18 protein-coding genes are annotated in these 22,398 nt (G+C 64.3%); 9 read left to right on the top strand and 9 right to left on the bottom strand.

Annotation, left to right across the window (positions count from 1 at the left end):
* Positions 1 to 8: 8 nt before the first annotated feature.
* From GWE18_RS05595 to GWE18_RS05620, 6 genes are all read right to left on the bottom strand, one after another.
* Positions 9 to 6,206 (bottom strand): HAMP domain-containing protein, encoded by a 6,198-nt coding sequence (locus GWE18_RS05595; protein WP_342804232.1) that lies wholly within the window; start codon positions 6,204 to 6,206, stop codon positions 9 to 11.
* 336 nt (positions 6,207 to 6,542) lie between these two features.
* On the bottom strand, positions 6,543 to 7,661 hold the full coding sequence (locus GWE18_RS05600) for a branched-chain amino acid ABC transporter substrate-binding protein (protein ID WP_275184811.1): 1,119 nt from the start codon (positions 7,659 to 7,661) through the stop codon (positions 6,543 to 6,545).
* Between the two features lie 290 nt (positions 7,662 to 7,951).
* The gene (locus GWE18_RS05605; RefSeq protein ID WP_275184812.1) at positions 7,952 to 8,686 is read right to left on the bottom strand and encodes an ABC transporter ATP-binding protein; all 735 of its coding nucleotides are present in this window, start codon (positions 8,684 to 8,686) and stop codon (positions 7,952 to 7,954) included.
* Between the two features lie 139 nt (positions 8,687 to 8,825).
* Positions 8,826 to 9,659, bottom strand: a complete 834-nt coding sequence (locus GWE18_RS05610; protein WP_275184813.1) for an ATP-binding cassette domain-containing protein — start codon at positions 9,657 to 9,659, stop codon at positions 8,826 to 8,828.
* Positions 9,656 to 10,975 (bottom strand): high-affinity branched-chain amino acid ABC transporter permease LivM, encoded by a 1,320-nt coding sequence (gene livM, locus GWE18_RS05615; protein ID WP_275184814.1) that lies wholly within the window; start codon positions 10,973 to 10,975, stop codon positions 9,656 to 9,658. Before livM ends, GWE18_RS05610 begins: the two co-directional genes overlap by 4 nt.
* A gap of 11 nt (positions 10,976 to 10,986) precedes the next feature.
* Positions 10,987 to 11,904, bottom strand: coding sequence for a branched-chain amino acid ABC transporter permease LivH (locus GWE18_RS05620; protein ID WP_275184815.1), 918 nt, complete (start codon positions 11,902 to 11,904; stop codon positions 10,987 to 10,989).
* A 365-nt stretch (positions 11,905 to 12,269) separates the two neighbouring features.
* Between GWE18_RS05620 and GWE18_RS05625 the strand changes: the two genes are divergently transcribed.
* Positions 12,270 to 12,440, top strand: coding sequence for a hypothetical protein (locus tag GWE18_RS05625; RefSeq protein WP_275184816.1), 171 nt, complete (start codon positions 12,270 to 12,272; stop codon positions 12,438 to 12,440).
* Positions 12,441 to 12,563: 123 nt separating this feature from the next.
* Here the strand turns inward: GWE18_RS05625 and GWE18_RS05630 are convergent, their stop codons facing one another.
* From GWE18_RS05630 to GWE18_RS05640, 3 genes are all read right to left on the bottom strand, one after another.
* Entirely contained in the window at positions 12,564 to 12,956 is a 393-nt protein-coding gene (locus GWE18_RS05630; protein WP_275184817.1) for a carboxymuconolactone decarboxylase family protein, read from the bottom strand.
* 107 nt (positions 12,957 to 13,063) lie between these two features.
* Positions 13,064 to 13,846, bottom strand: coding sequence for a 3-oxoadipate enol-lactonase (gene pcaD / locus GWE18_RS05635; RefSeq protein ID WP_275184818.1), 783 nt, complete (start codon positions 13,844 to 13,846; stop codon positions 13,064 to 13,066).
* Between the two features lie 124 nt (positions 13,847 to 13,970).
* The gene (locus GWE18_RS05640) at positions 13,971 to 15,326 is read right to left on the bottom strand and encodes a 3-carboxy-cis,cis-muconate cycloisomerase (protein WP_275184819.1); all 1,356 of its coding nucleotides are present in this window, start codon (positions 15,324 to 15,326) and stop codon (positions 13,971 to 13,973) included.
* A gap of 158 nt (positions 15,327 to 15,484) precedes the next feature.
* Here GWE18_RS05640 and GWE18_RS05645 point away from each other — a divergent pair, with 158 nt between their 5' ends.
* From GWE18_RS05645 to GWE18_RS05680, 8 genes are all read left to right on the top strand, one after another.
* Positions 15,485 to 15,931: a carbon monoxide dehydrogenase subunit G gene (locus GWE18_RS05645; protein WP_275184820.1), complete on the top strand. Its 447-nt coding sequence runs from the start codon at positions 15,485 to 15,487 to the stop codon at positions 15,929 to 15,931.
* A gap of 199 nt (positions 15,932 to 16,130) precedes the next feature.
* On the top strand, positions 16,131 to 16,610 hold the full coding sequence (locus tag GWE18_RS05650; RefSeq protein WP_275184821.1) for a (2Fe-2S)-binding protein: 480 nt from the start codon (positions 16,131 to 16,133) through the stop codon (positions 16,608 to 16,610).
* A 43-nt stretch (positions 16,611 to 16,653) separates the two neighbouring features.
* Positions 16,654 to 17,457 carry a xanthine dehydrogenase family protein subunit M gene (locus GWE18_RS05655; RefSeq protein WP_275184822.1) on the top strand — a complete coding sequence of 268 codons (804 nt, stop codon included), beginning with the start codon at positions 16,654 to 16,656 and terminating at the stop codon, positions 17,455 to 17,457.
* A 49-nt stretch (positions 17,458 to 17,506) separates the two neighbouring features.
* Positions 17,507 to 18,415: a MoxR family ATPase gene (locus tag GWE18_RS05660; protein ID WP_275184823.1), complete on the top strand. Its 909-nt coding sequence runs from the start codon at positions 17,507 to 17,509 to the stop codon at positions 18,413 to 18,415.
* A 128-nt stretch (positions 18,416 to 18,543) separates the two neighbouring features.
* A complete protein-coding gene (locus GWE18_RS05665) occupies positions 18,544 to 19,746 on the top strand; it encodes a VWA domain-containing protein (RefSeq protein WP_275184824.1) in 1,203 nt (400 codons plus the stop codon).
* Between the two features lie 11 nt (positions 19,747 to 19,757).
* Entirely contained in the window at positions 19,758 to 20,087 is a 330-nt protein-coding gene (locus GWE18_RS05670) for an XdhC family protein (protein ID WP_247836237.1), read from the top strand.
* Positions 20,084 to 20,788, top strand: coding sequence for an XdhC family protein (locus GWE18_RS05675; protein WP_275184825.1), 705 nt, complete (start codon positions 20,084 to 20,086; stop codon positions 20,786 to 20,788). The genes GWE18_RS05670 and GWE18_RS05675 overlap by 4 nt, the downstream gene beginning before the upstream one ends.
* Positions 20,785 to 22,389, top strand: coding sequence for a molybdopterin-binding/glycosyltransferase family 2 protein (locus GWE18_RS05680; protein WP_275184826.1), 1,605 nt, complete (start codon positions 20,785 to 20,787; stop codon positions 22,387 to 22,389). Before GWE18_RS05675 ends, GWE18_RS05680 begins: the two co-directional genes overlap by 4 nt.
* The last annotated feature ends 9 nt before the right edge of the window (positions 22,390 to 22,398 follow it).

A 22,398-nucleotide genomic window follows, 5' to 3' on the forward strand; every position in this document is an offset into this window, starting at 1 on the left:
TACGCCGATCAGCGGTGGAGCCACATTCGAATGGCGAGCAGCAACTGCTCGGTATTGACGGGCTTGGCGAGATAGTCCGAAGCGCCGGCGTCGAGGCATTTCTCGCGGTCGCCCTTCATCGCCTTGGCGGTCAGCGCGATGATCGGCAGGCGGCCGAACGAGGGGTTTTGCCGGATAACGCCGATGGTCTGATATCCGTCCATCTGCGGCATCATGATATCCATCAGCACGATCGCGATGTTTGGATTCGACTCGACCAGCGCGATGGCCTCACGGCCCGTCGTCGCGGTCAGCACCTTCATGCCGCGCCGTTCGAGCACGCTCGATAGCGCGAAGATGTTACGTGCGTCGTCATCCACCAGAAGCGCGGTCTTGCCAACGAGATCCTCATCGGAACTATTGAGCTTCTCGAGCATCCTCTGCTTCTCGACTGGCAATTCCGTGATCACACGGTGCAAAAACAGCGACGTTTCGTCGAGCAGGCGTTCCGGCGATTCGACGCCTTTCACGACGATGCTCCTCGCCATGGTGTGAAGTTCCGCATCCTCCTCGGCCGAAAGTTCCCGCCCGGTGAACACAACAACCGGCACGTTCGACAGGGATTCGTCGTTGCGAAGCCGGTCGAGCACCTCGAATCCGCTCATGTCAGGCAGCCGCAGATCCAGCACGACGCAGTCGCACGGCTGGTTCCGCAGCGTCGACAACGCGCCAGCGCCGGTGTCGGCGGTGAGGATCTCGATGTCGTCGTGGCCAAGCAATTCGGTGATGCTCATCTGCTCGGCGGCATTGTCCTCCACGATCAGAAGGCGCTTGCGTCGGGGCTTGGCATATTCCTTGATCTGCGACAGCGCCGCGCTGACGCCCTCGGTCGTCGTCGGCTTGTTGACGAAGGAAAACGCGCCGCGCGCCAGCGCGTGCTGACGGTCTTCATCCAGCGTAATGATCTGCACTGGAATGTGCCGCGTCAGCGGATTGTGCTTGAGCTGGCTGAGCACGGTCCAGCCCAGCATGTCCGGCAGGAAGACGTCGAGCGAAACCGCGGTCGGCTGGAACTGCTTGGCGAGTTCGAGCGCTTCGGCACCGCGGCTGGCGACCAGCACCCTGAAGCCCTTGTCGCGGGCCAGATCGATCAGCACCCGCGCATAGTGCGGATCGTCTTCGACGATCAGCAGGATGGTATCTCCCGGCGAGAGGTCGAGGCGGTCGTCCGGCAATTGCTCGACTGCGCGCTCCTGGGTCGCCTGCAGCGCCGGCGCAGGCGTGAATGCTGACGAGGCAGGGGAGCGCGGCGCGACGGTGGGGCCGGAATAATGCAACGGCAGGTAAAGCACGAAGGTGCTGCCCTTGCCGGGCGCGCTGCGCAGATGAATTTCGCCGCCGAGCAGGCTCGCAAGCTCGCGGCTGATGGCAAGGCCGAGGCCGGTACCGCCGTATTTGCGGCTGGTGCCGGCGTCTGCCTGCTGGAACGCCTCGAAGATCAGCTTCTGCTTTTCCAGGGGAATGCCGATGCCGGTGTCGGTCACCTCGAAGGCGACGACAGCGGGCGCCTGATTGAGGATCGGGTGCTCGGCGCTCCAGCCGCCAACGGCGGCCGATACGTTCAACTTCACGCCGCCCTCCGCGGTGAACTTGAATGCGTTCGACAGCAGGTTCTTCAGAACCTGCTGCAGGCGCTTGGAGTCGGTGACCAGGCTGCGGGGAAGGGTCTCGTCGACATTGATGTTGAATGAGAGGTGGCGATTTTCGGCCTCGTGCTTGAACGGCCGTCCGACGGTCTCGAGCAGGCTCGATGTCAGGATTTCCTCGGCATCGACGGTCACCGTGCCGGATTCGATCTTCGACAGGTCGAGGATGTCGCTGATCAGGTTGAGCAGGTCAGTGCCGGCGCCGTGGATGGTGCGGGCGAATTCGACCTGTTTCGCCGACAGATTGCCCTCCGGATTTTCGGTGAGCTGTTGGCCGAGGATCAGGATGCTGTTGAGCGGAGTGCGCAGCTCATGCGACATGTTGGCGAGGAACTCGGACTTGTACTTCGAGGTCAGCGAAAGCTCGGTCGCCTTTTCTTCGAGCGCGCGCCGGGCCTGCTCGATTTCCTGGTTCTTTCTTTCCACCTCGACGTTGCGTTCGGCGAGCTGCTGGGCCTTCTGTTCGAGCTGATCGTTGGTCTGCTGCAATTCCTTCTGTTGCGTCTGCAATTCCCCGGCGAGCTGCTGGGATTGCTTCAACAAGCCTTCGGTCTGCATCGTGGCCTCGATGGAGTTGAGAACGATGCCGATGCTGTCGGTCAATTGTTCGAGGAAGGTCATCTGCGAGGTGGTGAAAGAGGCAATCGATGACAGCTCGATGACGGCCTTCACCTGGTTCTCAAACAGGACCGGAAGCACGACGATATTCTTCGGGATCACACGCAACAGCCCCGAATTGATCGGCGCGGTATAGGCTGGGATGTCCGACACCAGCCGCTGACGCTTGTCCATGGCACATTGGCCGACCAATCCTTCACCGAACTGCACGACTTGCGGGTGCGGATTGGCGCCATCGCCGGCGTAGGAGGAGAGCAGGCGCAATTGCGGGCTCTCGGCGTTCTCCACCTGATAGATCACGCCCATATGCGCGTTGACCAGCGGCGCCAGTTCGGTCAGCAGCAGCCGGCCGACAGTGGAGAGCTCGCGCTGCCCCTGCAGCATGTTGGTGAACCTGGCGAGGTTGGTCTTCAGCCAGTCCTGCTCGGTATTCACCTGCGTGGTGAGGCGCAGGTTGCCGATCATGGTGTTGATGTTGTCTTTGAGTTCGGCCACTTCGCCGCGGGCATCGACCTGGATCGAGCGGGTCAGGTCGCCCTTGGTCACGGCGGTCGCCACCTCGGCGATCGCGCGCACCTGCGAGGTCAGGTTGGCGGCGAGCAGGTTGACGTTACCGGTGAGGTCTTTCCATGTGCCGGCCGCGCCGGGCACGTTGGCCTGGCCGCCGAGCCGTCCCTCGACGCCGACCTCGCGCGCCACGCTGGTGACCTGGTCGGCGAAGGTGGCGAGCGTCTCCGTCATGTTGTTGATGGTGTCGGCGAGCGCAGCGACTTCGCCCTTCGATTTCACCGTCAGGTTCTGTTTCAGGTCGCCGTCGGCGACCGCGGTCACGACCTTAACGATGCCGCGGACCTGTTCGGTCAGATTGGCCGCCATGAAGTTGACGGTGTCGGTCAGGTCCTTCCAGGTGCCGGCGACGCCGGGGACCTGCGCCTGACCGCCGAGCTTGCCCTCGGTGCCGACTTCGCGCGCGACGCGCGTCACTTCGCCGGCAAAGGCGTTGAGCTGATCGACCATCGTGTTGATGGTGTTTTTCAGCTCGAGAATTTCGCCCTTCACGTCCACGGTGATCTTGCGCGACAGGTCGCCGCGCGCCACCGCCGTAGTAACTTCGGCGATGTTGCGGACTTGCGTGGTGAGGTTTGCAGCCAAGAGGTTGACGTTGTCGGTCAGATCCTTCCAGGTGCCGCCGACGCCGGGCACCACGGCCTGGCCGCCAAGCCGCCCCTCGGTGCCGACCTCGCGCGCCACGCGCGTCACTTCGGCGGCAAACGAGCGAAGCTGCTCGACCATCGTGTTCAGGGTATCCTTGAGCAGCAGGATTTCGCCGCGGACGTCGACCGTGATCTTCTTCGAAAGGTCGCCCCCCGCAATGGCGGTGGCGACCTCGGCGATGTTGCGGACCTGCGCGGTCAGGTTCGAGGCCATGAAATTGACGTTGTCGGTGAGGTCCTTCCAGGTGCCGGCCACTTCAGGCACCTGGGCCTGGCCGCCGAGTTTGCCTTCGGTCCCGACTTCGCGCGCCACGCGGGTGACTTCCGACGCAAACGCGTTGAGCTGGTCCACCATCGTGTTGACGGTGTTCTTCAGCTCGAGGATCTCGCCCTTGACGTCGACCGTGATCTTCTTGGACAGGTCGCCCTTCGCCACCGCCGTCGTCACTTCGGCGATGTTACGGACCTGGCCGGTCAGGTTACCTGCCATCGAGTTGACGTTGTCGGTGAGGTCCTTCCAAGTGCCGGCGACGCCGGGCACGTTGGCCTGGCCGCCGAGCCGGCCCTCGGTGCCGACCTCGCGCGCCACGCGGGTCACTTCGCCAGCAAAGCGATTGAGCTGGTCGACCATCGTGTTGAGCGTTTCCTTGAGCTGCAGGATCTCGCCGCGCACGTCGACCGTGATCTTGCGCGACAGGTCGCCGCCGGCGATCGCGGTTGCCACTTCGGCGATGTTGCGGACCTGCGCAGTCAGGTTGCCGGCCATCGAGTTCACGGAGTCGGTCAAATCCTTCCAGGTGCCGGCGACGCCGGTCACCTGGGCCTGACCGCCGAGCTTGCCGTCGGTGCCGACCTCGCGCGCGACGCGCGTCACTTCGCTCGCAAAGGCGTTGAGCTGGTCGACCATCGTGTTCAGCGTTTCCTTCAATTGAAGGATTTCGCCTGAGACGTTGACCGTGATCTTCTTCGACAGGTCGCCCTTGGCGACGGCGGTCGCAACTTCGGCAATGTTGCGGACCTGAGCGGTGAGGTTGCCGGCCATCGAATTGACGTTGTCGGTAAGGTCCTTCCAGGTGCCGGCGACGCCGCGCACGTTGGCCTGGCCGCCGAGCTTGCCCTCGGTGCCGACCTCGCGCGCCACGCGCGTCACTTCGCCGGCAAAGGCGTTGAGCTGGTCGACCATCGTGTTGATGGTGTCCTTCAGCTCCAGGATTTCGCCGCGCACGTCCACCGTGATCTTCTTCGACAAGTCGCCGTTGGCGACCGCGGTCGTCACCTCGGCGATGTTGCGCACCTGTGCCGTCAGGTTGGAGGCCATCGAGTTGACGCTCTCAGTGAGGTCCTTCCAGGTGCCGGCGACGCCGAGCACGTTGGCCTGACCGCCGAGCCGTCCCTCGGTGCCGACTTCGCGCGCCACGCGGGTCACCTCGCCGGCGAAGGCGTTGAGCTGGTCGACCATCGTGTTCAGCGTTTCCTTCAACTGAAGGATTTCGCCCGACACGTTCACGGTGATCTTCTTGGAAAGGTCGCCGCCGGCGATCGCGGTCGCGACGTCGGCAATGTTGCGGACCTGCGCCGTCAGGTTGGAGGCCATGAAGTTGACGTTGTCGGTGAGGTCCTTCCAGGTGCCGGCGACGCCGGGGACCTGGGCCTGACCGCCGAGCTTGCCTTCGGTGCCGACCTCGCGGGCGACGCGCGTCACTTCCGAGGCGAACGAGTTGAGCTGGTCGACCATCGTGTTGATGGTGTCCTTCAACTCCAGGATTTCGCCGCGGACGTCCACCGTGATCTTGCGGGAGAGGTCGCCGCGGGCGACCGCGGTCGTGACGTTGGCGATGTTGCGAACCTGGGCGGTAAGATTGCCGCACATCGCGTTCACGGAATCGGTCAGATCCTTCCAGGTGCCGGCAACGCCGGGCACGATCGCCTGGCCGCCGAGCTTGCCGTCGGTGCCGACTTCGCGCGCGACACGGGTCACCTCGGAAGCGAAGGATCGAAGCTGGTCGACCATCGTGTTGATGGCTTCCTTGAGCTGCAGGATCTCGCCGCGGACGTCCACCGTGATCTTTTTCGACAGGTCGCCATTGGCCACCGCGATGGTGACCTCGGCGATGTTTCGCACCTGGCCGGTCAGGTTGTTGGCCATCGAGTTGACGCTCTCGGTCAGGTCCTTCCAGACGCCGGTCACTTCCGGCACCTGGGCCTGGCCGCCGAGCTTGCCCTCGGTGCCGACCTCGCGCGCCACGCGCGTCACCTCCGAGGTGAACACGCTGAGCTGCTTGATCATCGTGTTGACGATGTTGGCCGACTGCAAGAATTCGCCGCCCAGCGGGCGGCCGTCGACATCGAGCTTCACGGTTTGCAGCAGGTCGCCTTGAGCCACGGCGGCGACCGCGCGCGTGACTTCGCGGGTCGGCCACAGCAGGTCGTCGATCAGCGTGTTGACGGAGCCTTCCATGTCCGCCCAGGAGCCGCTTGAAAGGTCGAACTTGACGCGCTGTCTTGTCTTGCCCTCGCGGCCGACGACCTGGCCGACGTGCTCGAGTTGCTGCGCCATTCTCTGGTTGGCGGCGACGATTTCATTAAAGGTGTCTGCGATCTTGCCCTCGATGCCGAGGTGGTCGCCCGTCATCCGTACCGAGAAATCGCCCGCGCGCATCGCCTGCAATGCGTGCAGCAGATCCTGCATCGGATCGGACGTGCCGTTGGTGGTGGGTGGTTTGGATTTGGCGGCCTGGCGAGCGGAGGGTGATGCTCCAGGGGAAAGATCACTCATGGTGTTTCCTTGGCCAGTTCGCGCGAATCCGATTGGCTAAGATGCAATGTCACAGATAGAACCGCTGCCCCAGCGGCAGATCAAGTTGGAACAAGGGTTAAGGTCGTGAAATCAATGACATGGAACTCAGCCCAGCCCGGCTCAATTCGGCGGGAACCCAATTGTTCCCGGCGTTGCAAAATTATCTGGAACCGGAAATAGAAACGCCCCGGCGGACCGGGGCGTTGGAGGTTCTGATCGGGGAAGGGGTCAGGATCCCTTCGGATGGATCTCGGCGTAGTTGCCCTTGGCGTCCCACTTGTAGACGACATAGTCGATCACCTTGATGTCGCCCTTGGCGTCAAAGCCCAGCTTGCCGAGCACGGTGTCCCATTCGCTGGCCTTGATGGTCTCCATGACCTTCTTCGGGTCGGTGGTCTTTGCCTTCGCCACCGCCTGTGTCCAGACCTGCATCGCCGCATAGGTGTAGAGGGTGTAGCCTTCCGGATCGATGTTCTTGGCCTTGAACTTCTCAACGATCGCCTTCGCGGTCGCCTTGTTGCGCGGATCGGGACCGAAGGTGAACAGCGTGCCTTCGGCAGCCGGGCCGGTAATCGAAGCGAATTCCTTGTCGTTCATGGCGTCACCGGCCATCAAGACCGTCTTGAGGCCCTGATCGCGCATCTGGCGCAGGATCAAACCGGCTTCCTGATGATAGCCGCCGACAAAGACGAGATCGATGTTGTCGCGCTTCAGCCGCGACACGATCGAGTTAAAGTCCTTGTCGCCCTTGTTGTAGGACTCGAACATCTTCTCGGTGACGCCGGCCTTGTTGAGCGCCTTCTTGGTTTCGTCGGCAAGGCCCTTGCCGTAGGTGGTCTTGTCGTTGAGGATGGCGACGTTCTTGCCCTTGTAGTTCTTGACGATGTAGTCGGCGGCAACCAGGCCCTGCTGATCGTCGCGGCCGCAGACGCGCGCCACGTTCCAGAGCTTGCGCTCGGTGAACAGCGGGTTGGTCGAGGCCGGCGTAATCTGCAGCACGTTGCCGTCGGCGTAGGCTTCCGACGCCGGGATCGACGACGACGAGCAGAAGTGACCGGCGACGAACGGGATTTTCGCACTGGCGAACTTTTCCGCCACCGAGCGCGCCTGCTTGGGATCGCAGGCATCGTCGCCGACCTGCAGCGCGAGCTTCTTGCCGAGCACGCCACCGGCGGCGTTGAAATCGGTCACGAATTGTTCGGCGCCGTTCTTCATCTGCCGGCCGAATGCGGATTCGCCGCCCGTCATCGGGCCCACCACTGCGATGGAGATGTCCTGCGCCAGTGCTGTTGTCGACAACGCCAACGATGCGCCCAATGCCAGGCCGATGAGTTTCAGTGATTTCATGAGGTATCCTCGCAGGTAGTCGATTTCGGGAAGCACCCGGCAGGCCGGGTACGAAAATCACGCCTATTGTCGGCTGATTTTACGGCGAAGTCATCGGCAAATTTCGGGCAAATCCACGGTCCGTTCGCAGCATCTTGCCGCAGCACCGCTGTCGTCCCTGCGAAAGCAGGGACCCATAGCCACCGGCGCCGGCTATGGCAGAAGGTAACTACCCCGTCGCCCTAAACGGTGGGCCGCGGCGTATGGGTCCCCGCGTTCGCGGGGACGACCCGGGGAGATAGCCCACTCCGCTATTCCCGCCGGCCGCCTTCCAGATAGGCGGCGCGGATTTCCGGGCGCTGCAGCAATTCGCTGCCGGTTCCGGACAGGGTGATCAAGCCGTTGACCATGACATAGCCGCGATGGGCCAGTTTCAGCGCGTGGTTGGCGTTCTGTTCGACAATCAGGACGGTTAGGCCGTCCTGCCGGTTCAGGGTCCGGATCGCATCGAAAATCTGCCGCGCGATCAGGGGGGCGAGCCCCAGCGACGGCTCGTCCAGCATCAACAGGCGCGGCCGACTCATCAGGGCCCGGCCAATCGCCAGCATCTGCTGCTCACCGCCAGACAGCGTGCCGCCGCGCTGGGTCATGCGTTCCTTGAGCCGCGGGAACAATGCGAAGACGCGCTCCAGGCCGCTCGCCCGATCGGCCTCGCTGCTATCGGTCGCGTCGGCACCCATCTGCAGGTTTTCCGCGACGCTCATGCGCGGGAAAATGCGGCGGCCTTCGGGGGATTGAGCGATGCGCAGCCGCGCAATCTCATGTGTCGGCACGCCGGTGATGTCCTGACCGGCGAATTCGATCCTCCCTGCGCGCGCGCGCGGCCGGCCGAAGATTGTCATCATCAGGGTCGACTTGCCGGCGCCGTTGGCGCCGATCAGGGCGACGATTTCACCGGCGCTGATGTCGAGATCGACGCCCTTCAGCGCCTCGATCTTGCCGTAGGCCGCGCGCAGCGAGCGGATCGCGAGCAGGGGCTTTGTCATGCTGGTGCTCCCGTGTCCCGGGCGCACGCGTAGTGCCGCTGTGCAGGACCGGGACCTGCCGGGTCCGCAGCTATGGATCCCGGAACAGCGGAGCAGCGTTGCACGCTGCACCGCATCCGGGAAAAGCAGAGAGATCCCGTCACGTTCCGCTCTCCATCACCGCGATGGCTTCCTCCTCGTCGGCGCCGAGATAGGCGGCGATCACCTTGGGATCGTCGCGGATGTGCCGCGGCGTGCCTTCGGCGATCTTGACGCCATAGTCCATCACGACGACGTGGTCGGAGATTTCCATCACCACGCTCATGTCGTGCTCGATCAGAAGGATCGAGGTGCCCTGTTCGGAGCGGATCGAGAGCAACAATTCGCTCAAAGCGGCGCTCTCCCGCGCGTTCAGTCCGGCCGCCGGCTCGTCGAGGCACAGCAGCGCGGGCCGGGTGCACATCGCGCGCGCGATCTCCAGCCGCCGCTGGTCGCCATAGGGCAAATTGCCGGCGGCATCGTCGGCGCGATCCAGAAGTCCGATGCGATCGAGCCAGGTCCGCGACAGATCGATCGCGGCCTGTTCGGCTTTGCGCCAGGACGGCGCGCCGATCAGTCCGAGAAACGTCAACCCGGAGGCGCGCATCAGCGCGTTGTGTTGGGCTACCATCAGGTTCTCCAGCGCGGTCATGCCGGGAAACAGGCGGATGTTCTGGAAGGTGCGCGCGACCCGGGCCAGTTTGGCAATCCGGAAATCGTTCAGCCGCTGGAGCTGGATGGCGTGGCCGTCGTCATGTGTAAGCCGCATCGCGCCCGAGGTCGGCTTGTAGAAGCCGGTGATGCAGTTGAACACCGTGGTCTTGCCGGCGCCGTTCGGTCCGATCAGCGCGGTGATCTTGCGCCGCTCGGCGTCGAAGGAGAGGTCGTTGACGGCGACGATGCCGCCGAAGCGCATCGCCAGCCGGTCGACGGACAGGATGGGATCGCCGCTCATCCGTGGCCCTCCTTGACGAGGTCGGATGAAATGGCCTGGCTGTGCTTTAAGAACACTGTCGGCGCGCGATGGCCGATCAGGCCGCGCGGCCGCCAGATCATGAGCAGCACCATCGCCATGCCGAACACCAGCATGCGGTACTGGTCGAGCCCGCGGAACAGCTCGAAGCCGCCGATCATGGCGAGCGCCGCGAGCGCGACGCCGAGTTGCGAGCCCATGCCGCCCAGCACCACGATCGCCAGCACCAGCGCCGATTCATGGAAGGTGAAGGATTCCGGGCTGATGAAGCCCTGCCGCGTGGCGAAGAACGCGCCGGCAAGACCTCCGAACAACGCGCCCGTTGCAAATGCCGTCAGCTTGGTCGTGGTGGTGTTGATGCCGAGCGCGCGGCAGGCAACTTCGTCTTCGCGCAACGCTTCCCAGGCGCGGCCGAGGGGCAGGCGGCGCAGGCGGATTGTGACCCAGTTGGTGAGCAGCGCCAGCGCCAGGATAATGTAGAACAGAAATACGATGCGGTGCGTCGGCGAGAATTCGATGCCGAGCAGGGCCGCCAGCCCGTCATCGGCCGGCGTCAGCGGAATGCCGAACAGGGTTGGCCGGGGAATGCCGGTGACGCCGTTCGGCCCGCCGGTCAGGGTCTGCCAGTTGATGATGACGAGGCGGATGATCTCGCCGAAGGCCAGCGTCACGATGGCAAGGTAATCGCCGCGCAGCCGCAGCACGGGAAAGCCGAGCAGCACGCCCCAGAACGCGGCGAGAATGCCGGCGAGCGGCAGGCAGACCCAGAACGACAGCCCGAAATTGGTTGCCAGCAGCGCGTAGGAATAGGCGCCGACCGCGTAGAACGCGACATAGCCGAGGTCGAGCAGGCCGGCGAGCCCGACCACCACGTTGAGCCCCCAGCCGAGCATCACATAGGTCAGCACGAGGATGGCGAGGTCGAGAATATAGCGCTCGTCGTAGAACAGGACCGGCACCAGGAACGTGAAGACCAGCAGCACCGGCGCGATGCCGCGGCGCGCCACGGCGAGGGCGGTTTGCACGGAAGGTGGCACCACCCTGATCGTGTCGACCGGTCCCCACCATTGCCGCAGCAGCTCGACGAGGATGCTGCCGCCGAATACGGCCGCGACCATGATGGCGAGGTCGTCGAAGCGCGTCCAGTAGACCAATTGCCCCTGCGGGCCGGCCTCGGTACGCACGCCGATCATCAGCGAAAATAGCACCAGCGCCACGAACGCGCTGATCAGCGCTTTCTTGAGGATGAAGGCGGCGCCAGGTGCACGCGAGGTTTGGACGGCGGGGGGTGCGCTCACGCGGCCGTCCATCAGACTTTTTCGACTTCGGGCCGGCCAAGCAGGCCGGTCGGAAGGAAGATCAGGACGACGATCAGGATCGAGAACGCGGCCACGTCCTTGTACTCGACCGAGAAATACGCCGACCACAGCGTCTCGATCAGGCCGATCAGAAGCCCGCCCAGCATCGCGCCGGGCAGCGAGCCGATGCCGCCGAGCACGGCGGCGGTGAACGCCTTGATGCCGGCGACGAAGCCCATGAAGAAATCGACCAGCCCGTAATAGAGCAGGTACATCATGCCGGCGACGGCGGCGAGCGCAGCCCCGATCACGAAGGTCATGGAAATGGTGCGGTCGACGTCGACACCGAGCAGCGAGGCCATGGTCTGATCCTGCTCGCAGGCGCGCATGTCGCGGCCGAGCCGCGTGTTCGATACCAGCCAGGTAAACAGCGCGAGCAGCACGATGGTCGTGATGACGACGATAATCTGGATGTTGGAAAGCTGTACGACAAAGCCTTCCGCGCCCTCGTGCAGGGTGTAGCCGCCGGTAATGATCGGCGGCACCGGCTTGACGCGGGCCCCCTGGGCGACCTGCGAATAATTGGTCAGCACGAATGACATACCGATCGCCGAGAGCATCGGCGCCAGGCGGAATGAGTGCCGCAGCGGCCGGTAGGCGATACGCTCCACCGTCCAGCCATAGAGCGCCGTGATCGCCATCGATACCAGCAGCACCACCAGCAGGATAAGGGGAATGGCGGTCAGGCCGAACGAGACCAGGATCAGGAACGTGATCAGCGCGATGAAGCCGCCGATCATGAAAATGTCGCCATGGGCGAAATTGATCATGCCGACGATGCCGTAGACCATCGTGTAGCCGATCGCGATCAGGCCGTAGATCGAGCCGAGCACGAGGCCGTTGATTAGTTGCTGGGCGAAATAATCCATGCGCTGCCGTTCGAGCCTGTTCAGGAGTGAACAGGCTCTAGTTTTCCTTTTGACGCGTTTTCTTCACGCGAACCGGTATCCACTTCGCTCGAAAACGCTATGAAGAGCCAGCGACGCGGCGAGAGCTCCGGCAGCCCAAGACGATGCGTCGTGTCATTTTCTAACAGTGGGAACCGGGGGCGGCAACAGCGCCGGCTGCGGCTTATTTGGCTTGTACAGAGCTAGTTTTGCGGCAGCGGTTCCGGCGCCACAGTCCGAACACGGCCCTGCCGCGGAATGATCGCAGCGGAACCGGTGTTCCCTTGCAACGAATGCCGTGCCTTCTCCGTTTACTTCAGTTGTGGTCAAACAGCGGAGATCCCTCAATGGCCAACATGAACCAGAATCCGGGCCAGCAGAACCAGAACCCGAGTCAGAAGCCCGGCCAGCAGCAGCAGGGTGGCGGCCAGAAGCCGGGCCAGCAGCAGCAGGATCCGGGCCGTGAGAAGCCGAACCCCAACCGCCAGGGGAAGCAGATGCCTGATCAGGACCGCTAGGCCGGACTGGTGAGTGAGTAAAAGAAGGCCCCGCCAAGGTGGGGCTTTTCTTTTATGCGTACCAGTTCGTGTCCCGGACGCGGCGCGTCCGGGACACGAGTGCTGGGCACGGCGCCCGCCGGGCTATCCCTTCAGCAAACCTAACTCCGCGATAATCGCGCCTGCTTCCTTGACGGCGTGGTTGGCCGCCGGCACGCCGCAATAGATCGCCTGCTGCAGCAGGATTTCCTTGATGTCGTCGGGCGTGAAGCCGCCCTCAGTGAGCGCCGCGCGCACATGCAGGCGGAATTCATCCCATTGCCCGAGCGCGACCATGGTGCCGATGACAAGCACGCGGCGGGTGCGGTGATCGAAATGCGGCCGGGTCCAGATATCGCCCCAGGCGTAGCGCGTGATCAGGTCCTGGAAGTCGGTATTGAACGCGTTGCGGTTCTTGATCGACTTGTCGACCCATTCATTGCCGAGCACCTTGCGGCGCTGCGCCATGCCGTCGTCGCGGCGCTTGTTGTCGTCCATTGGTACCTCCCAGAGCCGTCATTCCGGGGCGATGCGAAGCATCGAACCCGGAATCTCGAGATTCCGGGGTTCGCCTCTTCGAGGCGCCCCGGAATGACGACGATCGTCTACCGTTGCGTCAGAAAACCGATTACCGCGTCGGTGAAGGCGTGCGGCTGCTCGACGTTCGAAATATGCGCCGCATCGAGGATGGTCATGCTGGCGCCGGGAATCCGGCTGCGCATGAATTCGGCGTCTGCGATCGTCGTCGACATGTCGTGGCGGCCGGCGATCACCAGCGTCGGGCTTTTGATCTTGGGCAGCAGCTCGCGCTGGTCGAGCGTCGACAACGCCTCGCAGCAGGCGATGTAGCCCTCGACCGGCGTGGTCAGCATCATCGCCTTCATGTTGGCGGTGATCTGCGGCTCGCGCTCGCGAAAATCCGCGGTCAGCCAGCCCGCCATCACGGTGTCGGCGACCGCGGCGATGCCGCCTTCCTTTACCGCCTTGATGCGTTCGTGCCAGCGCGCCGGGTCCGGGTAGTGGCAGGTGGTGTTGGACAGGATGATCTTGGCAAATCGGTCGGGCGCGTTGGCGCCCAGCCATTGCCCGACCATGCCGCCCATCGACAGGCCGCACCAATGCGCCCTGGCGATATTGAGGTCATCGAGGATCGCCAGCACGTCGCGGCCGAAACGCTCCAGCGAATAGGGGCCGGGCGGCACGCTTGACTTGCCGTGGCCGCGCCGGTCGTAGCGGATGACGCGGAACACCTGCGTCAGCGCCTTCATCTGCGGCTCCCACATCTGCATGGTCGAGCCCAGTGAATTCGACAGCATCAGCGTCGGTCCGCCGTCGCGGCCTTCGACGGATACGTTGAGCAGGCACCCGTCGGCGTCGATCATTGGCATGGTTCTAAACCTCCGCAGTCATGCGCGGGCTTGACCCGCGCATCCATCTAATAAGAGTCTTTTCAAGAGGATGGATTGCCGGGTCAAGCCCGGCAACGACACCTTTAGCGAGTCTCCGGCATCTTCATTTGTCGTCCAGCGAAGCGAGCAGGCGGTCTATCAGGGCTTGCGAAGCGCCCTGATAGGCCATCGGCTCGAACAGTTTTGTAATACTGTCGGCGCCGAGCTGTGCGGTGATTTTCGAATCGTGCATCAGCACGTCGCGCAGATGTTTCTTGTCCTTGACCGCCTTCTTGCTCGCCGCCTCGATTAGATGATGCGCGTCGCTCTTGCCGATCTTTTCGGCGAGCGCCATCGTCACGGCCTCGGCCATGATCAGCCCGTCGGTCGCGTCGAGATTGGCGCGCATGCGCGCGGCGTCGACTTCCAGCCCCTCTGCGATATCGACGATTGCCGCCAGCCCGCCCGAAGTGACCAGCAGCAGCGTCGGCAGCGTCGGCCATTCCGCGTGCCAGGGGCCGGCGCTGCGCTCGTGATCCTGCACCTGCGCGGCAAAGATCGTTGCGGCGAGATTGGGGGCCATAGTGGCCGCGGCCAGCGCGCTGGCCGCTGCCACGGGATTGCGCTTGTGCGGCATGGTGGAGGAGCCACCGCGGCCTTCGCCCGAGGGCTCGAACGCTTCGCCGACGTCGGTCTGCATCATCAGCGAAACGTCGCGCGCGATCTTGCCGCAAGTGCCGGCGATAATGGCAAGCACAGAGGCCGCTTCCGCGATGCGGTCGCGATGGGTGTGCCATGGCGCGTCGGGCAAGGGCAATTGCAGCTCCTCGGCCAGCTTCTCCGCGACCGGCAATCCCTTGTCACCGAGGGCGGCAAGCGTGCCGGCGGCGCCGCCGAATTGCAGCGCCAGCGTCTCGCCGCGCAGGCGCTTGAGCCGCGCGCGCGAGCGATGCATCGCGGCGGCATATTCGGCGAGCTTCAGGGCGAACGGCATTGGCAGCGCATGCTGCAGCCAGGTGCGGGCGACCACCGGGGTGTGGCGGTGCTGACGCGCCAGTCCGGCAAAGCCTGCGATCGCGCGATTGATATCGGTGAGCAGCGCGTCGATGCCGGCGCGAAGGCCGAGCATGGCGCCGGTATCGATGACGTCCTGGCTGGTCGCGCCCCAATGCACATAGCGCGCGGCTTCCGCGTTGACCCGGGCGACACTGGACGTCAGCGCCTTGACGAGGGGAATGGCGAGATTGCCGGACCTCGTCGCGGCGTCGGCCAGCGCCGCGAGGTCGAATGATTCGGCGCGGCACGCCTGTGCAATCGGGTCGGCCGTATCAGCCGGAATCACCCCGAGCGCGGCCTCGGCACGCGCCAGCGCGGCCTCGAAATCCAGCATGTTTTGCAAGGCCGCGACATCGTCGCAGATCGCGCGCATCGCGGCGCTCGACAGCATCGGGGCAAGCAATGGGGAGAGGGGCGTGCTCATCTCCGTGCGACCTAATCATCCCGGCCTGTCAATGCCAATGCCCTTGTCGCCATGCACTTGTTGCACTTGCGAATATGCATCGCTTATCGCCCTTCCTTTTGCCCCGGACGTGCTTTACTTGGGGAGACCAGGTTGAAGCGATCCAGGAGGCACCCCCCATGGCCATGACGATGAACGGCGAAGTCCAGCTTGCGGCGACGCGCGAGGCCGTGTGGGCCAAGCTGAACGATCCGGAAGTGCTGAAGGTCTGCATTCCCGGCTGCGAGGAGCTGGAGAAGACCGAAGACAACGGCTTCCGCGCCACCGCCAAAATGAAGGTCGGGCCGGTCTCCGCCCGCTTCAAGGGCAAGGTCATGCTGAGCGATCTCGATCCGCCCAACGGCTACAAGATCTCGGGCGAAGGCGAGGGCGGCGTCGCCGGCTTCGCCAAGGGGGGCGCCACGGTGGCGCTGACCGAAAAGGATGGCGGCACCCTGCTGAGCTATAATGTCGAGGCGCAGATCGGCGGCAAGCTGGCCCAGCTTGGACAGCGGCTGATCAATGGCGCGGCCAAGAAGCTGGCCGACGAATTCTTCGCCAATTTCGGCAAGGCCGTGCAGGGCTGATTCAGAGCCGGCTGATTCAGAGCCGGCTGATTCCTGCGCGCCGGCCCCGTCCGAACAGGTCGTCAAGTCTTTCAGGCCATGTCCCAGGCGAGGGGCTCCTGAGGTTGCTCATTACCGGGATGGCCCATATTATGGCCTTTGGAATGACTTTAAACGCCTGCGCGGCCGATATGCGGCAGTGCAGCTCAAGAGAGTGGTGATGGCCAAGATTTCCCTGATCGTGAACGGTAACCCCGTAAACGCCAATGTCGATCCCCGTACCTTGCTGGTCCAGTTTCTGCGGGAAAATCTGCGGCTGACGGGCACCCATGTCGGCTGCGACACCTCGCAATGCGGCGCCTGCGTCGTGCATCTCGACGGCAAGGCGGTGAAGTCTTGCACCGCGCTTGCGGTGATGGCCGACGGCCACGAAGTTCGCACCATCGAGGGCCTGGCCGCCGATGGCGCGCCGCTGCATCCGATGCAGGAAGCCTTTCGCGAACATCACGGCCTGCAGTGCGGCTTCTGCACCCCGGGCATGATCATGACCGCGGTCGATCTGGTCAACCGCAAGGGCCATGACCTCTCGGACCAGGTCATCCGCGAAGAGCTCGAAGGCAATCTGTGCCGCTGCACCGGCTACCAGAACATCGTTACCTCGATCGCCGCCGGCGCCAAGGCGATGGCCAAATCCGCTTAAAGGCAAATCGATTTCATCGCGACCCGCGATCAGGAAGTTCTCAATGTACGAATTCAAATATCATCGTCCGGCGACCGTGCGGCAGGCCGCCAATCTTCTGGTGAAGAACGAAGACGCCAAGGTGATCGCTGGCGGTCACACGCTGGTGCCGGTCATGAAGCAGCGGCTCGCCAGCCCGCCGCATCTGATCGACCTTTCCCATATCGAGGGGCTCGACGCCATCGAGATGAAGGGCCGTTCGCTGGTGATCGGCGCGACCGCCAAGCATGCCGACGTCGCGACGTCGCCGATCGTCGGCGAAGCCATCCCGGCGCTGGCCGAACTCGCGGGTGGGATCGGCGATCCCGCGGTGCGCCACAAGGGCACGCTCGGCGGCTCGCTGGCCAACAATGACCCGACCGCGGATTATCCCGCAGCCGTGCTCGCGCTCGGCGCCACCATCGTCACCAACAAGCGCCGCCTGAAGGCGGAAGAGTTCTTCCAGGGACTGTTCACGACCGCGCTGGAGAACGACGAGATCATCACCAAGGTGATGTTCCCGCTGCCGAAGAAGGCCGCCTATGTCAAATTCCGGAACCAGGCCTCGCGCTACGCGCTGGTCGGTGTGTTCGTCGCCAGGCGGCCGTCGGATGTGCGCGTGGCCGTCACCGGCGCGGGCTCGGACGGCGTGTTCCGCGCCACCGCGTTCGAGGAAGCCTTGAAGAAGCGCTTCTCGCACAAGGTGCTCGACGGTGTCTCGGCTTCTGCTGAGGGACTGAACAGCGATCTGCACGGCAGCGCCGAATACCGCGCGCACCTGATCGGCGTGCTGACGCGCCGCGCCGTAGAAGCCGCGACGGCGAAGTAAGTTTGCCGATTAATTTGCCGATTCCTCGCGCATCAAGATTGGCTATCCCATGAGTGCATCGGCGCTGCCCAAATCCGTCGATGGGATGCTCGAACTCCTGACCTCGCGCGGCTATCTGGCCGAGCGGTCGCTGGCGACGGTGACCTACCTGTCGCTGCGCATGGGACGGCCGCTGTTTCTCGAAGGCGAGGCGGGCGTCGGAAAAACGGAGATTGCAAAGGTTCTGTCGGAGGCGCTCGGGCGCAAGCTGATCCGCCTGCAATGCTACGAAGGGCTCGACGTTGCCTCTGCCGTCTACGAGTGGAGCAGCGCGGCGCAGATGATCGCGATCCGGCTCGCGGAGGCCGCCGGCGATACCGATCGCGAGCAATTGTCGTCGGACATTTTCGCCGAGCGTTTTCTGATCAAGCGTCCGCTGCTGCAGGCGCTGGAGCCTGACGTCGCCGGCGCGCCGGTGCTCCTGATAGACGAACTCGACCGCGCCGACGAGGCGTTCGAGGCGTATCTTTTGGAAATCCTCAGCGACTTCCAGGTCACGATCCCCGAATTCGGCACCATCAAGGCGCCGCATCCGCCGATCGTCATCATCACCTCGAACCGCACCCGCGAGATCCACGACGCGCTGAAGCGCCGCTGTCTCTATCATTGGGTCGATTATCCCGAGGCCGAGCGTGAGCTTGCGATCGTCAAGTCGCGCGTGCCTGACATTTCCGCAAAGCTGTCGCAGCAGGTCGTCCGTTTCGTTCAGGCATTGCGCGACCAGGATTTCTACAAGTCGCCAGGTGTGGCCGAGACCATCGACTGGGCCACCGCGCTGACCGAACTCGACGCCCGGTCGCTGACGCCGCAACTGGTCGGCGACACGCTCGGTGCGTTGCTGAAATACCAGGACGACATCGCGCGGATGCAGGGCGACGCGCTGCAGAAGGTTTTGAAGGACGCGACGAGCGAAACGTAGCTGTCGTCATTCCGGGGCGCGCATAGCGCGAGCCCGGAATCCATCGAGCTGCCTGGACCGCTGAGGAATGGATTCCGGGCTCTCGCTTCGCTCGCCCCGGAATGACGAGGTAGAGAGATCTTTTTTCGATGTCCATCGACCACCTCAATCCCCCCACCGGGCACATGGCCGACAACGTCGTCGGCTTCGCCCGTGCACTCCGCGCAGCCGGGATTCCCGTCGGTCCCGGTGCTGTCATCGACGCCCTGAACGCCCTGCAGGCGATCGAGATCGGCAACCGCGCCGACGTCTACGCCACGCTGGAGGCGATCTTCGTCAAGCGTCACGAGCATATGCTGATCTTTGCACAGGCCTTCGACCTGTTCTTCCGCGCCGCCGAAGACTGGAAGCACATGCTGGATTCGGTGCCGCTGCCGGACCATGCCAAGAAGAAGCCGCCGCCGGCCTCGCGCCGCGTGCAGGAGGCGCTCGCCCAGCCCTCGGTGCGCGACGAGGAGCAGCAGATCCAGGAGCAGGAACTGCGGCTGTCGGTCTCCGACAAGGAGATCCTGCAGAAAAAGGACTTTGCGCAGATGAGCGCGGCCGAGATCGCCGAGGTCACCCGCGCCATTGCCAATATGAAGCTGCCGCAGGCCGAGCTGCGCACCCGCCGCCACCAGCCGGACGCCAAGGGTCTCAAGCTCGACATGCGGCGCACGCTGCGCAGCTCCTTGCGCACCGGCGGCGAGATCATCGACATAAGAAAGCTCGGCCGGATCGAGAAGCCGGCGCCGATCGTGGCGCTGCTCGATATATCGGGATCGATGAGCGAATATACCCGCCTGTTCCTGCATTTCCTCCACGCCATCACCGACGCCCGCAAGCGCGTGTCGGTGTTCCTGTTCGGTACGCGGCTGACCAATGTGACGCGGGCGCTGCGGGCGCGGGATCCCGACGAGGCGCTGGCGAGCTGTTCCTCATCGGTGGAGGACTGGGCCGGCGGCACCCGCATAGGCACCTCGCTGCACAGCTTCAACAAATTGTGGGGCCGGCGCGTGCTCGGCCAGGGCGCCATCGTGCTCCTGATCTCCGACGGGCTGGAGCGCGAGGCCGATGCCAAGCTGGCGTTCGAGATGGACCGGCTGCACCGCTCCTGCCGGCGCCTGATCTGGCTTAATCCATTGCTGCGCTACAGCGCCTTCGAGGCCAAGGCCCAGGGTATCAAAATGATGCTGCCGCACGTTGACGAATTCCGCCCGGTGCATAACTTGACATCGATGGAAGGGCTGATCGAGGCGCTTTCGGCGCCGCCCCCGCCGCACCACATGAGCCGCATCCGTTCAGCAGCTTGAAAGGGCCCCATATGCTCAACCGCGACGAAGACATTCTGCAGGCCGCCGAGAACTGGCAGAAGGCCGGCCACGGGGTTGCACTCGCGACCGTGGTCGAAACCTGGGGCTCGGCGCCGAGGCCGGCGGGCTCCAGCCTCGTCATCAACGATGACGGCACGTTCTTAGGGTCGGTGTCCGGCGGTTGCGTCGAGGGCGCTGTCGTCACCGAGGCGCTGGACGTGATCGCCAGCGGCAAGCCCAGGATGCTGGAATTTGGCGTCGCCGACGAGACCGCCTGGAACGTCGGGCTGTCCTGCGGCGGCACCATCCGCGTCTTCGTCGAGAAGGTGGGCCAGTCGTGAAATTGGAAACTCTCACGCAGGTGAACGCCGAGCGCGCCGCGCGCCGTCCGGTCATCGTGGTGACCGATGTCGCCAATGGCGAGCAGCGGCTGGTGAAGGCCAAGGATATCGCCACCGATCCGCTAGGGGGCGAACTAGCCAAGCAGCTCCGCATGGGCAAGAGCGGCATGATCGAGTCCGGCGGCAAGAAACTGTTTCTCAACGTCTACGCGCCGACCGCGCGGCTCGTCATCGTCGGTGCGGTCCATATCAGCCAGGCGCTGGCGCCGCTGGCGCGCTCGCTCGATTACGATGTGACGGTGGTCGATCCGCGCACGGCCTTTGCAAGCCCCGAACGATTTCCGGACGTGCCGCTGATCGCCGAATGGCCCGATGTGGCGCTGCCGCCGCTCAATATCGATCATTACACGGCGTTCGTTGCCCTCACGCACGATCCCAAGATCGACGATCCGGCGCTGCTGCACGCCTTCGAACGCGACTGCTTCTATATCGGCGCGCTCGGCTCGCGAAAAACCCATGCCAAGCGTGCCGAACGGCTGAAGGCGCAGGGCGCATCCGACACAGACGTCGCGCGCATTCATGCGCCGATCGGCCTTTCCATCGGCGCGGTGTCGCCGTCGGAGATTGCGGTCGCGATCATGGCCGAGATCACCGCCGAGCTGCGGCTGCCGAAAGAAACCGCGAAAGAGCAGGCGGCATGAAGTTCGGTCCCGCCAGTCCGGAAGACGCGATTGGCGGCGTTACCGTCCATACGCTGCGGCAGGGATCGCTGGTGCTCAAGAAAGGCACCACGATCGGCCCGGCCGAAGTCGAGGCGCTCAACAAGGCCGGCGTTGCGGAAATCGTCGTGGTGCGGCTGGAGGAGGGCGACGTCTCCGAAGACGAGGCCGCCGCCAGCATCGCGCAGGCAGTGGCCGGCGAGGGCGTCACCGTCGAGCGAGCCTTTACCGGCCGCGCCAATCTGTTTGCCGCGCAGGCCGGCGTGCTGGTGGTGGACCGCGCCGCGGTCGATCGCATCAACGGCGTCGACGAGGCCATCACCTTTGCCACGCTCTCAGCCTTCAAGCCGGTCGTCGAAGGCGAGATGATCGCGACGGTAAAACTCATTCCGTTCGGCGTCGAGGCAAAGCTGCGCGACGCCGCCGTTGAAGTCGCGGGAAAGGACACGCTGCGGATTGCGCCTTACGTGATCAAGCGCGTCGGCGTGGTCTCGACGCTTTTACCGGGGCTCGCGCCCAAGGTGATCGACAAGACCTTGCGCGTGACGGCGGAGCGGCTGGCCCCGGCCGGTGCCAGCATCATCGCCGAGCGCCGCGTGCCGCACGACGAGACGGCGCTGGCGTCTTCGATCAAGGAGTTGCTCGGCCTCGGCGCCGAACTCGTGATCGTGTTCGGCGCGTCCGCGATCGCCGACCGCCGCGACGTGATCCCTGCCGCGATCACGGAGATCGGCGGCGCTATCGAGCATTTCGGCATGCCGGTCGACCCCGGCAATCTTCTTTTGATCGGCAGCGCCGGCGGCGTGCCGGTGCTGGGCGCGCCGGGCTGCGCGCGCTCGCCGGTGGAAAACGGCTTTGACTGGGTGCTGATGCGGCTGCTGGCGGGACTGAAGGTCACGCGCACTGAGCTGACCGGCATGGGCGTCGGCGGCCTCCTGATGGAAATCGTCACGCGGCCGCAGCCGCGCACCGTGGCCGATCTCGAAGCCAATCGAAACGTCACCGCCATCGTTCTGGCCGCCGGGCGCTCGACGCGGATGGGCGGTCCCAACAAGCTGCTCGCCGAGATCGACGGCAAGAAGCTGGTGCGGATCGTGGCCGAGCAGGCGCTGGCCTCGAAAGCGACTGACGTTATCGTCGTCACCGGCCATCAGGCCGAACTGGTCGAGCAGGCGCTGGCGGGGCTTAACGTAAAGTTCGTCCGTAACCCGGATTTCGCCGGTGGGCTGGCGTCCTCGGTCAAGGCGGGCATATCGGCCGTGCCTGAAAACGCCGACGGCGCCATCGTCTGCCTCGGCGACATGCCGCTGATCTCTGCCAAACTGATCGACCAGTTGATCGAAACCTTCGCGCCGGACCGCGGGCATCTGATCGCCGTCCCCGTCAGCGACGGCCGCCGCGGCAATCCCGTGCTGTGGTCGCGGCGTTTCTTCAAGGAGCTGATGACACTGGATGGCGACGTCGGCGCCCGCCACCTGATCGCCAAACACACCGAGGCGGTGGCTGAAGTCCCGGTCGACGGCCAGAGCGCCTTCCTCGACATCGACACCCCGCAAGCGCTGGAAGCGGCGCGGCGGGGGTAAATGCCGTAG

Source organism: Bradyrhizobium sp. CSA112 (assembly GCF_029051645.1).
Lineage (GTDB): Bacteria > Pseudomonadota > Alphaproteobacteria > Rhizobiales > Xanthobacteraceae > Bradyrhizobium.